The sequence below is a fragment of the Colwellia meonggei genome (assembly GCF_057537295.1).
The window spans coordinates 123,923-138,979 of record NZ_BAAJLZ010000006.1; the positions used below are offsets into that span (position 1 = coordinate 123,923).

Here is a 15,057-nt window from a genome sequence, read left to right on the forward strand (position 1 = left end):
GCACTGAACAGGAAGTTTACCCCCCGTTATTTCGTACTAAATAGCTTGATTTAACTAATTTTTACCAGCGCATGATAATCTTTTATTTTATCAGTTGCAAATGAGAATCGTTAGCATTAAGATCCGGTTCGCATTTTTTAAGGAAGACATCATGAAACAAAATAGTGCTTTAATTTTACTAACTGCGACAGCATTAGCTGCTTGTGGCGGTGGCTCAAGCAGCAATCAAGCGCCAGTTTTCGAACAGGCAAGTTATCAGTTAGCGACAACTGAAGATCAAGCAACAACAATAACAGTTGTTGCAACCGACAAAACAGCCGTTACATACGGTTTAGCGAATGCATCAGCCAATGCAGCGATCGATATTAATAACTCAACGGGCGTCATTAATTACCAACCCAATCCTAATTTTAATGGTCAAGATAGCTTTCAAGTTAGCGCAACAGATGGTGATGAAACCGTTGCTGTCACGGTAAATGTTTCTGTTGAAGCTGTGAATGATATTCCAGAAGTTAATGCTACCGAGGTTTTAGTTTCTGGTGGTGAAACTAAAAAGGGGCTTATCACGGCAACAGATATTGACGGTGATGCCCTAAGTTTTTCCATAACCGCAACAACTAAAAATGGTGATTTAACCATTGATGCAATAACGGGTGAAGTTACTTATAAACCTCAGGCGTTAATTGATGTAAATGATAGCTTTACGGTATTGATTAGCGACGGTAATGGCGGCGAGCTAACCAAAGAATTAACCATTAAAGCGAGTTTAGCCACTAATGCAGATAGATCATATTATTACTATGCCAATGAGCGTTCGCACTTAAAGCAAGCAGAACAACATATTACCTCGTTAAATAACGATATTAACCAAGGTTTAGTTTTTAATAATTTAGCGGTTGGCTATGCTGAAGCAGGCTTAACTGAACAAGTGACGCGATTAGTCAGTGAAGAGCAAATTGTTCGTGATGAAATGCGCGCACGTACGCTGTTAGATGTTTCATTTAAATATAATGCATTGGGTTTAGTCGAAAAAGCTGATGAATATAGAACGTTGGCAAATACGCTATATACGCAATATGTAGCCTCTAAAGGTATCACTACATTTGGCAGTGATGATGCGATATTTTTTCAAGATTTATCACAAAGTTACCAAGCTGTGGGAGATACAGACAAAGCCCAGCAAGTTTTAGGGATTTTAGATTTATTATTTGCCACAGCGCTTGATGATAACAGCACCACGAGCGCCTTACGAACCTATTTTTCGTATAGCCGTTTAGTTGAAACAGCAGTTGAAAAATGGCAATACAGTCAAAAACAAGCTGATTTAGATCTTGCAAGCTCTATGACTGCGCGCTTACACACTTATGCGAATTTTATTAGCAATGGTTTTGTTGGTAATGACCGTAATGGCAATGAAGGTAAGCCATATTACAGTATTCGCCAAGTGGCTTTGTCTTACGTAACCGACTTCTATATGGAGCTAAATGATTTTGATAACGCTAAAGAAGTGATACACGATACGTTAGCGTTATATGGTGTAGTGGGTCTTGATGATAATTACCCTAGAACACCAAATGAATATGCAGAAGTTACACGTGTTGAATATGAGTATGGTTTATATGACATTATAAAAAACTTCGTTGTACTTTACCCTGATGCAGCGCTAGAGCCGATTTTGTCTGCTTTTCCGGAAGGTAGCTTTTGGGGAGGATTTGCCTCGCAAGATGCTGCAGATGCCTTATTAATGGCGCGAGTGCGTAATATGGCAGATAAAAATGCTGCACTTGAACTGGTTATTGCTGAAAAGGATGCCAGTAAATTAAGAAATCATTTTACCAACTTAACAGCGTTTAATTCCAGTAACCCTGGCGGCGCTATTTATTTGCGCAAGCAAGGTAATTATGTTGCTGCCGAAAAGTTCCTTTCGGAAGGGCTGAAAGTGCTCAACACCCCTGAATATATAGCACAAAATCTTGATACAGAGGCATTTGTTACTGGCCAAACTGGTTGTCAGATGGTGGTAGAAGAGTTTCTTGAGTTACATCGATTAACTGATGAGGCAAGTTATAAGACACAAGCTCAAACCACTATTGATATCTGTATTAACATTGCTAAGAACCATTATGCCCAAGGCACTGATGGCAGTGATGTTGAAATTGATGAAGCAATTAGAGCACACTCACGATTTTTAGTATTTGCTAATAATTTAAATATTAGTGATGAGATTCCGACATTGCTTAGCAATATAGAAAATAATATTAACAATATAGATACTCAGTACTATGCAACGTTAACAGAGCGATTGCAAAGTGTTGGTATGGCGCTAACCCAAGGTGGTGATTTTACACAGGCGCAAGCATATTATGATCGCGCAATTGCGCAATTGGCATTGCTTGAAAGTACTCAATTAGTTGAAGAAGTGGGCCAAGAAACGGCTGAATTTTTTAATTATGGTAGCAGAAGTGATTCTGATTATTCTGACTATCTTAATGCTATTGAAAAGCAAGCTGGCATTCTTACTGACTATCCTCAGATTAAAGAAGCAGCGTATGCTGCATGGAATAAAGTCATTGATGAGCGCTTAGCAGAACTTTCTGAAGGTGCCGACCAGCAAAAACTGACCTACTTAGCTGGTTATGCTAATCAATATATGCGTTTAGGAGAGCATGATAAAGCGCTTGAACTTGCAAACAATGAAGCACTGGGCGTGGTGGAAAAAGAATCCATTATTACTGAAGTGGCAAATAGTTTAAGTGTTCAAGATCACTTTAAACAAACCTTAGTGGCCAGTGTTGATACCGACGGTGACGGTAAAGCGAACTTCTTCCTTGGCGCAGCCACTGAAGACGATATTGCAAACGCTGGAATTTCACTTGATGAAGACAGCGATAATGACGGCGTTAATGACGAATTAGATGCTTATCCATTAGACGAAACTCAGCAATAAATGAAGCTTTATTCATTGCTAGGCATGGTCAGCATTTTGCTGGCCATGCCAATCGCCCACTCACAAACGCTAAATGTTAAGGACCTTACTTTAGACAATAAAGCAACGCCGACAGCAACTGTTAGCGCAAGTAACGATAAGGACATTGTTACCAATAAACCTAATACCTGTAATAAAAATGATGAAAATTGTGATGATATAGAGCATATCGAAGTTATTGGGAGGAATATCACACCGATATCAACCTCGGCAGAAGGGGTGTATACCCTAGATAAACAAATGCTCAGAGAATACTTATTTGGTAACGGTAATTTAAATGATGTGCTGGGTATTTTGCCTGGTGTGCAATTTGGTGAATCAGCCTATGCTGCAAACCAAGTTACCAACATTAAACCGAGTGAAGTGTCTATTTCTGGCGCGCAAGGTTATCAGTCGGGTTATCAAATTGATGGCGTGAGTAATAACTCGCGACTCAGTACAGGTGGTGGTCAAAGTGGTGCCAATTTAGCACATGACGTACCTGGGCATAGCCAGGAAGTTTTCGTTAATGTGAAAATTTTAGACCAACTTGAAGTTTACGACAGTAATATTCCTGCTAAATATGGTCAGTTTTCGGGTGGTTTAGTGTTAGCGAAAACACAAACGGCTGGCAGTAAAACTCATTTTGGCTTTAGTTATCGTCAAACTGCTGATGAATTTGTTGAATATCACAAGTTTTATGCACCTGATTTTGACGGCGGTGAAATACTCGATACCGCAACCTTTAATAAGCAGGATTTTAACGCTTATTTGTCAATGCCGTTAACTGACAACAGCGGTATTGTTGCTCAAGTTCAAGTATTAAAGTCTGAAGAATCACTTAATCAGTTAGGTAACTTACGCTTACAAACACAAACTAATTATAACGCTTTGATAAAATATCACTATAGCGTTACTCCTGAAGATGAGTTGGTTTTTCGCTATTTAAACGCGCCTTATCAAGGACAGTATTTTGATGTTAATGCCATTAATAGCGACTACGATGTTGATGGCGGTGGGCAATCTATACTTGCGCAATGGCAGGCGGATCGTCAATGGGGCTATATGGACACCCAGTTTGATTGGCGCCAAAGTCAAAATAGCAAAAATACTGGGTCTGACTGGTTTATATGGGCAAGTGCACCGGGTAAAAGTTGGGGCAATTATGATGGAGCCACCTCAAGTTTAGAGGGGGGCTATGGCGATATCGAGAAAACACAAAATACCTATAGCTTTAAACAAGACTACACCTTGCCAAATATTTTGCAGGGATTGGGCGAACATGAGCTGTCATTTGGTTATCAACTTGAACATCAACAAACGGTTTTTGATCGCTTAGAAGATTCTGTGGTTTATAACGGCGCAGTAGTCTCACCTGACATTCACTGCAATGGTTATATTAACGATTGCATTGAAACAAGCTTTAGTAGGCCACTGGAAGAAATTGAAGCAGAATTAGGTAGGCCGCTAGATTTGACGCAGCCAGCAGATTTTGCGCTTTATCAAGATAACTTATTAACGACCGGGCAATACTTTCAATTGCGACAAGTATCACCTAAATCTCGTGCGCAAGCTGATATTGCATATTTTTCAATGTATTTAGAAGATGATATTAGCGTTGAAAATATACAACTTTCCGCGGGTGTTCGTTATGACTTTAATGATTTTTTTAAAAACCATAATGTCGCGCCAAGACTGCGTTTGAGTTATGAATTTATTGATAATTACCAATTTATTGTTGGCGCTAATCGATATTATCAAAGTGACTTAGCTGACTATAAATTAAATCAAGCGATGCAACCTGTGCATAACGAAGTGCGCTCAACATTAAACAATCGCCCGCAGAAATGGCAGGCAGCATTGTTAACGAGCGGTTATAGGTATGAATATAAAGGTACGAAAACACCGTTTAGTGACGAGCTAACGGCGGCATACAGGCAGCCTTTGTTTGGCGGTACTGTTGAACTGAAGTGGATTAACAGAGCCAACAAAGACGCAATTAACCGCATTAAAGGTTACAACGAAAATGGTGAGGCAATTTTATATGCCGGTAACGATGGCTCTAGTGATTATAGGCGTTGGTCATTGTCGTGGATGGCGCAATACCAGAATCAACATGTTGAGTTTAACTTGTCACGGGCTAGTAATAAAACCAGCCGTAAAAACTTCGATGGTAACACCACCATTCCGGGTCAAAGTAATGGCGAAAACACTGAAACCTTAAATTATAGTTACGATGATAAAGAATTGGTGTTTTTGCGCACTGATGAGGCAAATGATAAAGGTGAATTAAAAGCTAATTATACACTGGTTACACGCCATGACATTAATCTAGAACGACAAGACGCTAATCGGCCAATTATTGCCAATGTTAGTTGGGCGGCCAATTGGCAAAACTGGCAATTGTCAGCATATGCACGATTTAATGGCAAGCAAGACGCCATCTATCCTACCGGCGAAGTTAATTCAATTAAAGAAGCCAAATCAATTTGCGATGGCTGTGCGCCAAATAAAAGAGAATACCCAGTTTATCGTTTATCAAAGCGCCCGGCGTTTTGGTTATTAAGTGGTAGTGTTCGTTATAATTGGACCTTGTCTGATGATAGCAGCATTACCTTAAGTTTTGATGGTGAAAATTTATTGAATAAACGCACCTATCAAGTAAGCCCATTCACTACCGGCCTAGAATTAGGAAGACGGTTTTGGCTGGGCATAAGTTATGATCATTAGGAGATATTATGAGTATATTATTAGCAGCAAGTGTTAGCTTAGGACAGTTTTGTTACAACGCAGAAAACGATATAAACTCTGGTGAGTTTATGCGCTTAGCGAATTATTATCAGCCAGTATTAAAGCAAGCGATGGCGCGAAAACAGTCACAATGTTGGACAGTAAAAGGTGATAAACAATTACAAGAAGCCACGATGTTAGTCAGTATGGACTCTACAGGTAATACACTAACCTTTAGTCAATAATTATGATAACTAGCAAACCTTTTGCTAGGCGTTTTACGCTAGTAAAAACAGTTGTTATAGCACTTGTTTTTACTAGTTATACTTGTGCTTCGGTAGATTTTGACGCCTTGAGAGCAGCGTATAGCCAGCCTCAAAACCTTTGGCCGAAAGCCGAAGTGGACGAAGACGTTAATGCTGATGAAATAGGACTGTTGAAGCCAGTCCTATTTCCCAGTGACAACCCTTTTACATTGGAAAAATACCAACTTGGAAAGCGATTGTTTCATGATGGTAAATTGTCTCGTTCAAAGCAAATTGCTTGTGCAAGTTGTCATGACCGCGACCTAGGCTGGGCAGATGGAAAAAGAACTTCGTTCGGGCACAACAGACAAACGGGCAGAAGAAATGCGCCTGCAATTGAAAATGTTGCTTATGGTGATAGCTTCTTTTGGGATGGCAGAGCGAAAACGTTAGAACAACAGGCGTTAATGCCAATTCAAGACCCGCTTGAGATGAACTTTACGCTTCCTGAATTAGAAGCGAGAATAGCACAAGAACCTGACTACGCTTTGTTATTTAAGTCAGCCTTTGGTAACGAAGAGGTCACTGCAAAAAAAATAGCAATGGCATTGGCAACGTATCAACGAACGTTGACCTCTAGACGTAGTGACTTCGATCGATTTTTATTAGCTTCACAGCAAAAAACAGCAAAGCTTCAAAATATTTACCGAGCAGCTATGTCAGATAAAGCGATTTTTGGCTTACATTTATTTCGCACGAAAGCACGCTGTATGAACTGTCATTATGGTTCAACCTTTTCGGATGAAAAATTTCATAATTTGGGGTTAACCTATTATAAAAGAGAGTATCAAGACCTAGGTCGTTATCATTATACCAAGCAAGCCAGTGATGTTGGTAAATTTAAAACACCAGGCTTGCGAGGTGTATTAAACTCAAAGCCTTGGATGCACAATGGTTTATTTGCTGATATGAGAGGGTTACTCAATTTCTATGATGCCGGCGGCGTTTTGATTGAAAAAGATATTAATGATCCATTATCTCCTCAGACATCGAGGTTATTGCAACCTTTACGCTTAACGAATGATGAAATAGAAGCACTGGTAGCATTTTTACAGGCGATTACTGCGCCTCCAGCGTTAGACTCGCCACATAAATACCTCAAGTAATAGGCTTTCCATAGTTAGGTTCTTGTTTGTTAATATGAAAGGACTTTGTTGAATATTAAAAGGCTGAAGTTTACTTACAGCCTTTTAATTTGTAGAACTTCTTACATTAAATAAAGTAAGGTGAGTATTTAGGTATCTGTTTTAAGTGCTACTTTCACTGTACTTTTTAATATCGGCATTGTGGTAAATAGCTCTCATCTGCTGTCCAGCCCAAATGTTAACGTTTGATTTGATTTATCTTCGCCTTATTTTCCTTCGTTACCTATTACTTCGATGGTGAAACGATAGCCATTTCCTTTTCCAAAAGTATTCTTCATGACTATCCTCTCCTGTTGAATGTAAGTTGCAACGTGCGGGATAATTTTACCATCAGTATTGATAGTAATATTTGCTGCCCAGTATCTCTTAGAGGTTAATTCAAAATACTTGCCTCGTTATTAGTGTTCCATTATTGCTACATTGTATTGTGTCGATTTCGCTACAGTACCATTTCTCTATGTAATGTCTTGTTTTAATATGTTGTTTATTAAGTGTTTATTTTTCTTTTGCTGTTGGCACTTATCTTGTAATAACAGAGGTAAAGTTATAAAGCGCAAGGAAAATAATGGATACGCAACGAATTAAGCCAAAGCAAACATTATGGAAAAAGTACTGGTTTGTTATACCGGCAATGTTATTTGTTTTTCTAGCTTGGCGTTTGACTCAAACACTAGGTGATGCCTCTTATATGGTTGATCATGAAAAGTTAGTAACAGCTAAAGTTGAACAAGGCTTATTTTTAGTTAATGTACGCGCTACAGGATTGTTAAAACCAGAAAATATTCGTTGGGTTTCTGCGCAAGTTGCCGGCCGAATTGAGCAAGTTTTTGTTAAGCCAGGAGCGAAAGTTAACCTAGGGGATGTGCTCGTTAAACTTAGCAATCCTGAACTTGAGCGTGAATTAGAAAAAGTTAGTTGGGAGTTAAAGGCAAATAAAGCAGAAAGTAACGCGGCATATGTGTCATTAGAGTCACAGCTAGTCGATATTGAAAATGCTGTGGTGGCGTCTGAATATAGCTATTTATCAGCAAAGCTAAAGTTAGATGCCGAAACCGCTTTGATGGAACAAGGTAATGCAACAGTATCAGCATTAGATTATCAAAAAAGCCAGCTTGCCGTTAAACAACAACTGCAATATTGGCAAGCGCAACAACAAAAAGTTGCGAAAATGAAATTAACAATGGCGGCAACTAAAACAGCACAACAGGCGCGTTTAGGCTTGATGGAGAATAATTATCAACGGGTATTAGCACAAGTTGAGGCATTATCGGTTACCGCATCAACGTCAGGCATCATTCAACAAGTATCACTCGAATTAGGAGAGCGAACACAGATAGGTAGTAGTGTTGCCCTTATTGCTGATCAAAGCTCGCTGTTTGCTGAGCTGCAAGTACAGGAAGTGCGAGTGAAAGATATTAAAGTAGGACAAGTAGTGCATATAGATACTCGTACTAGTCAAATTGCTGGCAAGGTTAGTCGTATCGACCCTGCCGTGAAATCGGGTATGGTTCAGGTAGATGTTAAACTTATCGGTAATTTACCGAGTGAAGTGCGTCCTGAACTCACGGTTGATGGCTTGATAGAAATTAGCAATATTGAAAACGCCTTGTTTGTAAACCGCCCTGTTTTTGCACCACGAGATAGCCAAGTGGATTTGTTTAAGCTCACTGTAGATCAACAGTTCGCTGAAAAAAAGCAGGTCAGTCTTGGGCAAAGTTCAGTTAACAAAATTCAGGTGCTTTCTGGCTTAACTGTTGGCGATGAAATTATTATTTCAGATACCAGTGATTGGCAAGAACACCAACAAGTATTAATAAATTAATTATCGCTTATATAACAATAAACGTCTTAAAGGATACATTATGAAAGCATTATTAAAGTTGAACGATGTTAGTAAAACATTCTTAACTGAAGATATTGAAACTAAAGCAATAAATGACATCAGCTTAGAAATAAATAAAGGCGAATATGTCGCGTTAAGTGGTCAATCTGGGTGTGGAAAGTCAACTTTACTATCTTTGTTGGGCTTACTTGATTCACCAACAGCAGGGCAATATTGGTTGGCGGATAATGATGTTTCTTCACTGAGTAGAAATCAACGCGCGGAAATTCGCAGTAAAGAGATTGGGTTTGTTTTCCAATCGTTTAACCTAATTTCAGATTTGACCGTACTAGAAAATGTTATGTTGCCACTGACTTATCAATCAGGGCTATCAAAAGCAGTAATCGAAACTCGTGCAAAAGCGGTGCTTGAAAAAGTAGAAATGGGTCATCGTAAAAATCACTTTCCATCACAACTTTCAGGCGGGCAACAACAGCGAGTCGCTGTTGCTAGAGCGTTAGTTAATGAGCCTAAAATTATTTTAGCCGATGAACCAACAGGTAACTTAGACTCAAAAAATGCCGAGTCGGTATTGCAGTTATTCGAACAATTGCATCGAGAAGGAGCAACCATTTGTATGGTAACGCATGACCCCGCTTCAGCGAAAAGAGCGAGCCGTTGCTTGGAGATGTTTGATGGGCGGCTAATAAAAGACAGTATAAATAGCACGATAAAAAATAATGCTGTTTCTACACTAGAAGTAGCGGCGGGGTAGTTACTATGTCTATATGGTTAGATATTAAATATGCATTACGCCTTTTATTTAACGCACCAAAATTTACCGCAATGACTCTGGGGGTGTTAATTGGTGGCTTGTCGATTAGTTTATTTACTTTTTCATTCTTGTATACCTCAATTTATAAACCTTTACCTATCCCAGAAGGAGAAACGGCAAAAGCTTTGGCTGTGTTTGAAGATGGAAAGTACCGTTATATCCGAAGTTTCGAATACCAGGCGATTAAAGACAATGTAGCAAGTTTTGCTGAGTTTGGTGTTTATGATACAGGTGACATGCGTATTAATATCAAGGAGTCTGGTAAGAGCTATTATGGTAGCTATGTAAGGGCTGGCTTTTTTGAATTTAGTCGCATAAAGCCCATTTTAGGGCGTACAATAAGTGAGAATGATACTTTAGTCGGGGCGCCAGCAGTTGCTGTGATTAGTTATGAAGTATGGCAAAGCGAATATCAGGGTAATGAAAATATATTAACGCGAAGCATCAAGGTTGATGGTATAAATACCGATATTATTGGTGTGATGCCAAAAGATTACCGCTTTCCAAATATGTCTAAAGTTTGGCTGCCTTTATTGAATAGTGTGTTATTGGAGTCGCCGCAACATAGTGAGTATTTGTATGGCTATGCGCGGCTTAAAGCCGGCGTGAACATTAAAGACGCTGAACAAGAGTTAACCCAGAAAATTAATCAAATTTATCAGCGAAATGTGAAATTGTTTGATTTACCGAAAGTAGAAAAACACGTCAAATTACTAACTTTTCAAATGGCGCAAACGGGTAACGACGGTGCGGTTGCGTTTGCGGGCTTAATGACAATTTCATTCTTAATTTTATTACTTGCTTGTATTAATGTTGGTAATTTACTGCTGGCACGCTCTATTGAACGTCAAAAAGAAACGGCAATTCGGGCTGCACTTGGTGCAAAAACAGCTCGTTTAGTGAGTCAACTACTGTGGGAAGGAGTAATTATTGCCAGTGTTGGTGGCTTACTGTCCGTATTACTCGTGGGAGCTGCGCTAGATTATACTGAAGTTGCAATACATTCTTGGTTACCTGGTGGCGGATCTTTTTGGTGGCATTATGGTATGGACGGCGCAACCTTATTGATGGCGGTGGTGTTTACCTTAATAACCATTTTATTATCTGCATTTTTTCCGGCTTGGCGTTCTGCGCATCAAGATATTAATAGCACGTTAAGGGATGGCACTCGCGGTGCACAAAGCAAAAAAGCGGGGCGAGTTTCTAGAATATTGGTAACAACTCAAGTTTTTTTAGTGGCGTTATTAATGTTAATAGGCTCAATAACGGCATTCATTTCTCATAAATTTATTAATCTTGAAATGGGTGATGATTACTCTAATGTTATGACTGCTCGTTTTAGCGTGCCAGAAAAGAAATATCCAGAGCCACAACAGCAAATAGCCTTGATGCAATCATTAATAGCGAAGTTAGAGCAGCACCCCAATTTAGTTGGCGTGATCAACCATAATTGGATTGGTGCATCGAAAGTGATGCTAGAGGGCCACGAATATCTCTCTGAAGAGGATAAACTAATTATCGATGTTGCATCGCTAATTGGTGATAGTGCAACCGTTGGGGTGAATTTAGTTGCAGGGCGTCAATTTACTCATTTAGATAAAAGTGGCAATCGTAAAACTGCAATTATCAGTCAATCAATGGCGAAACGTTATTGGCCTGGAGAATCGCCCTTAGAGAAGAGCTTTACGGTGAATATTAATGATATCGATGAAAGGGTTTTTATTGTTGGTGTCGTGACTAACCGCATGAACGCTAGTGCGATGTTTGGTAGTAGAGATAGTGCAGACGAAATTTATTTATCAGGTTTACAGTTTTTCGACCCGTACCAAATTCTTCTTTACAAGACTTTGCCAAATACGCAGCAACCAGAAGAAATTTTCTATCAAGCCATGTTTGCTATAGATCGCAGTATTGAGCTCACTTATTCTGTACAGGGAGCCAGTGAGAATCGAAATAAAATGCGAGAATCTATGGGGCTGATGTCTGAAATTACTTTTGGTACCGGCTTTTTCTCTCTTCTTTTAGCTATGGTTGGAATTTATGGCTTAACAGCGAATTCAGTCGCACAACGTACACATGAAGTCGGTATTCGACGGGCAGTTGGTGCTTCTGACGGAGATATATTGCGTATGTTTTTGAAACAAGGTGGTAAGCAGCTAATTATTGGACTTAGTTTGGCATTACTAATATTTGCATTAATTTCTTTTGGTTTTCATAAGTTTACTGAAGGTATATTTCCAGTTTATATTTACTTTTCGCAAGCGTTAACAGTCGTTTTCGGTTTAACGGTTGTTGTTATGTTGGCGATATATTTGCCGAGTAAAAAAGCTGTTACTATGGAGCCAAGTATGGCATTACGGTATGAGTAAATATTTAATGCAAACAATAACGTAGCTAACAGGTTATGCTACGCGAATGTAGCAGCAATGTACTTTATTTGCTGCTTGTTTTAATCAATATAATGAGAGTTTTTGAATTCAATTGTGAATGACTTTGTAAATACAAAAAAAATACTCGTTGCCGATGATGACATTAATATCATCGCTGGCCTTAAATACTTACTAGCTGATTTTGGTTTTGAAACGCTCGCTGTTACTACTCCTCTGGCGGCAATTGAGTGTTTAAAAAGCCAATCAGTTGAGTTGGTGTTGCTTGATATGAACTTTCAACAAGACACCACATCTGGCCGAGAGGGCATTGAGCTTGTTAAAAGCATTACTGCGCTAAATCTGAATATTCCAATTATTGTGATGACTGGCTGGGCAACAATCGATATTGCGGTTGAAGCTATGCAAGCCGGCGCCAATGATTTTGTGCAAAAACCTTGGAAAAATGAGCGAATTATTAATGCCATTGAAACTCAGATTGCATTAGCTAATTCTTGCAAAAATGCTGAACGACTATCACAGCAAAATAGGTTGCTTACGGCGCAATCTCACCCTGAAAACCGCGATGGTATTATTGCTAATTCAAAAGTGATGCAAGATTTATTAGCGACCTTAGATAATTTAGCAAAAAGCGACATGAGTATTTTACTGACCGGAGATAACGGTACTGGTAAAAGCATGCTTGCCGCATACGTACATAAAGTTTCTCGTCGTGCCAAAAATTCATTTGTCCCTGTGAATATGGGAGCAATACCGGCAAGCTTATTTGAAAGTGAAATGTTTGGTCATGTTAAAGGAGCATTTACTGATGCGAAAGAAAATCGTATTGGCCGTTTTGAAATGGCAGAAAATGGCACACTATTTTTAGATGAGTTAGCCAATATTCCAATTGAACAACAAGCAAAATTATTAAGGGTATTGGAAGAGCAAAAGTTTGAAGCTGTAGGAAGTAGTAAATCTTTGCATGCTAATGTACGGGTTATTTCTGCAACGAATAGTGATTTACAAGCGGATATTATCAATAATAAATTTCGCCAAGACCTTTATTTTCGGTTAAATACCATAGAGTTGCGTATTCCATCTTTATCTGAACGAGTAGAGGATATAGCGGATTTGGCTCAAAGTTTTTTAGCAACCTTTAGTCGTAAGTATCACAAAAATACCCCATCAATATCTGCTGCTGCAATTACTAAGTTACAAGATTATCATTGGCCGGGTAATATTCGTGAATTGAGCCACACTATGGAGCGGTTATTGTTTACATGTAACCAAGAGGTGATTCATGCCGAAGATATTGTTTTAACGACATTGAAAAGTGACAATTTTAATAGTCATGACCTAGAATTTAACCATTTAACGCTTGATGAAGTTGAAAAAAATATCATTGTTGAGCGCTTAAAAATACACAATAATAATGCGACAGAAACAGCTAAGTCGCTCGGATTGAGTCGCAGTGGCTATTACCGTCGAATAAGTAAATATGAATTGGATTAGAAAAATTTGGCAGTGTGTTAAGCAGAGTGCGCAGCATTATCAAATAGAGCAACAAGATAAGTTAATTTTATTAGCGGTTTTACCTTGCTTTTTTATTACAACAATAGCCTTATTTAGTACCAATACTTCTCCCTACTTTATTGCTTTTATTATTATCTGTTTATGTTTACTTTCAAGCTATGTTGTTATTGCCAGCCGTAAACATGCTCAGTACCAAGTAAGAACTTTAGCTAACTTAATCGAATCAATGATAGACGGGGACTACTCCTTACGTGGCCGATTGAAAAGCAACCAAGCTTTTCAAGAGTTATTAGTATTAATAAATAGCCTTTCAGAAACATTGGCACTACATAAAATATCGGCAAAAGAGTCACGAGTTCTCCTTGAGTTAATTGTCGAGCAAATGGATGCTATGGTATTAGCGACAGATCAAACTGGTAAGTTGGTTATGGCAAATGCATCCGCGAAAGCCTTACTACTTAATGATGTTGATAATTATAGTGGTATGCTACTAAATGACTTAGCTGTGGGAGGAAAATTACAACAGGCAAGCTCAGGTATTATTGAGTTTAAATCTGCCAGTCAAGAACTAGGTCTTTCAGATGCTGAATTTGATGGTGATTTCTTTCTACATAAAGAGAGTTTTATAAGAGATGGGCAACCGCACCAGTTATATTTATTAACTAATGCGGAACGGTTGCTCATGGAGAAAGAGCGCAGTGCTTGGCAAAGCGTGTTAAGGGTGCTTAGTCATGAAATTAATAACTCTTTAACCCCAATTTCAACAATTAGTCAGTCAATACAACATAAGCTACAAGGCACTATTGAGACTGAAAAACTGGAAAGTCACAAAAGCTTAGTTGCTGGTATTAACATTATTAATGAACGAGCCGATTCTTTAAGTGATTTTATAGCGAGTTATAGCCAGCTGGCACACTTACCTAAACCAATTTTTGCACCGATAAATCTAAACTCTCTTATTAAAAAGCTGATGCCGCTATTTCCAAATTGTCAGTTTATAATTGCTGAAAACACCAATACTGAGTTGTCAGTTGATAAAAAGCAATTTGAACAAGTGCTGATAAACTTGTTTAAGAATGCTATGGATGCAATGGAAGAAAGAGTAAATAAAATAATCAAAATTGATTATTTTATCGAGCAGCAATGGCAAAAAATAGTTATTACAGATAATGGTTGCGGCCTAGCAAACACTGAAAACTTATTTGTGCCATTTTATACTACTAAACCAAACGGTAGCGGCATTGGCTTAGCTCTTTGTCGACAAATTATGTTTAGTCATGGCGGCCAAATAAAGCTGAAAAATAGCCCGCATACATCAGGTGCACAAGTTATATTGTCTTTACCCGCATAAAT

At 38.7% G+C, this 15,057-nt stretch carries 9 protein-coding genes; all 9 read left to right on the forward strand.

Annotated features, from left to right (window positions below; translation table 11 throughout):
- The first annotated feature begins 151 nt into the window (after positions 1-151).
- The 9 genes from AC27E9_RS14875 (at position 152) to AC27E9_RS14915 (ending at position 15,055) form a co-directional block, all read left to right on the forward strand.
- On the forward strand, positions 152-2,947 hold the full coding sequence (locus AC27E9_RS14875) for an Ig-like domain-containing protein (RefSeq protein WP_487131498.1): 2,796 nt from the start codon (positions 152-154) through the stop codon (positions 2,945-2,947).
- Positions 2,948-5,695 carry a TonB-dependent receptor plug domain-containing protein gene (locus tag AC27E9_RS14880; RefSeq protein ID WP_487131500.1) on the forward strand — a complete coding sequence of 916 codons (2,748 nt, stop codon included), beginning with the start codon at positions 2,948-2,950 and terminating at the stop codon, positions 5,693-5,695.
- An 8-nt stretch (positions 5,696-5,703) separates the two neighbouring features.
- Entirely contained in the window at positions 5,704-5,940 is a 237-nt protein-coding gene (locus AC27E9_RS14885) for a hypothetical protein (RefSeq protein WP_487131501.1), read from the forward strand.
- Positions 5,941-5,942: 2 nt separating this feature from the next.
- Entirely contained in the window at positions 5,943-7,106 is a 1,164-nt protein-coding gene (locus tag AC27E9_RS14890) for a cytochrome-c peroxidase (protein WP_487131503.1), read from the forward strand.
- Between the two features lie 604 nt (positions 7,107-7,710).
- Positions 7,711-8,967 carry an efflux RND transporter periplasmic adaptor subunit gene (locus AC27E9_RS14895; RefSeq protein ID WP_487131505.1) on the forward strand — a complete coding sequence of 419 codons (1,257 nt, stop codon included), beginning with the start codon at positions 7,711-7,713 and terminating at the stop codon, positions 8,965-8,967.
- Between the two features lie 40 nt (positions 8,968-9,007).
- On the forward strand, positions 9,008-9,742 hold the full coding sequence (locus AC27E9_RS14900) for an ABC transporter ATP-binding protein (RefSeq protein ID WP_487131507.1): 735 nt from the start codon (positions 9,008-9,010) through the stop codon (positions 9,740-9,742).
- A 5-nt stretch (positions 9,743-9,747) separates the two neighbouring features.
- Entirely contained in the window at positions 9,748-12,171 is a 2,424-nt protein-coding gene (locus tag AC27E9_RS14905; RefSeq protein ID WP_487131509.1) for an FtsX-like permease family protein, read from the forward strand.
- 102 nt (positions 12,172-12,273) lie between these two features.
- Entirely contained in the window at positions 12,274-13,683 is a 1,410-nt protein-coding gene (locus AC27E9_RS14910; RefSeq protein WP_487131511.1) for a sigma-54-dependent transcriptional regulator, read from the forward strand.
- Positions 13,670-15,055: a sensor histidine kinase gene (locus tag AC27E9_RS14915; RefSeq protein WP_487131513.1), complete on the forward strand. Its 1,386-nt coding sequence runs from the start codon at positions 13,670-13,672 to the stop codon at positions 15,053-15,055. Before AC27E9_RS14910 ends, AC27E9_RS14915 begins: the two co-directional genes overlap by 14 nt.
- Positions 15,056-15,057: the final 2 nt, after the last annotated feature.

Bases quoted from the DNA above. Each gene is read 5' to 3' on its own strand.
- AC27E9_RS14880 (WP_487131500.1), top strand. From the start codon at position 2,948: ATGAAGCTTTATTCATTGCTAGGCATGGTCAGCATTTTGCTGGCCATG.
- AC27E9_RS14885 (WP_487131501.1), top strand. From the start codon at position 5,704: ATGAGTATATTATTAGCAGCAAGTGTTAGCTTAGGACAGTTTTGTTAC.
- AC27E9_RS14900 (WP_487131507.1), top strand. From the start codon at position 9,008: ATGAAAGCATTATTAAAGTTGAACGATGTTAGTAAAACATTCTTAACT.
- AC27E9_RS14915 (WP_487131513.1), top strand. From the start codon at position 13,670: ATGAATTGGATTAGAAAAATTTGGCAGTGTGTTAAGCAGAGTGCGCAG.
- AC27E9_RS14875 (WP_487131498.1), top strand. From the start codon at position 152: ATGAAACAAAATAGTGCTTTAATTTTACTAACTGCGACAGCATTAGCT.
- AC27E9_RS14890 (WP_487131503.1), top strand. From the start codon at position 5,943: ATGATAACTAGCAAACCTTTTGCTAGGCGTTTTACGCTAGTAAAAACA.
- AC27E9_RS14895 (WP_487131505.1), top strand. From the start codon at position 7,711: ATGGATACGCAACGAATTAAGCCAAAGCAAACATTATGGAAAAAGTAC.
- AC27E9_RS14905 (WP_487131509.1), top strand. From the start codon at position 9,748: ATGTCTATATGGTTAGATATTAAATATGCATTACGCCTTTTATTTAAC.